We start from the raw sequence: 271 nt of genomic DNA on the forward strand, positions 1-271 counted from the left end.
CCCCTTTGGGCTGAGGGAGTTCACCTTCCTGGGGTTCACTTTCCGGGCCCGCAAGGCCATCGACAGGAATGGGGAGAGGTTCACCTCGTTCCTGCCGGGCATCAGCAAGGAAGCCTCGAAGAAGATCAGTGGTGAAGTCCGGCAATGGCGGCTTCACCGACAGATCGGCCGGACCTTCGCCGAGGTCGCACGGATGATCAATCCGATCGTTCGCGGATGGATGCAGTACTACGGCGCGTTCTACCGGACAGCACTGATTCCTCTCCTGCGG

The 271-nt window shown here is 60.9% G+C and carries 1 protein-coding gene; it reads left to right on the forward strand.

Translation table 11 applies throughout. The features are described 5' to 3' along the window. The coding region (locus tag I8N67_RS42115) for a group II intron maturase-specific domain-containing protein (RefSeq protein WP_307835539.1) at positions 1-271 on the forward strand (271 nt) is incomplete at both ends.

The sequence above is a fragment of the Streptomyces adelaidensis genome, assembly GCF_016598475.1.
Classification (GTDB): Bacteria; Actinomycetota; Actinomycetes; order Streptomycetales; family Streptomycetaceae; genus Streptomyces; species Streptomyces adelaidensis.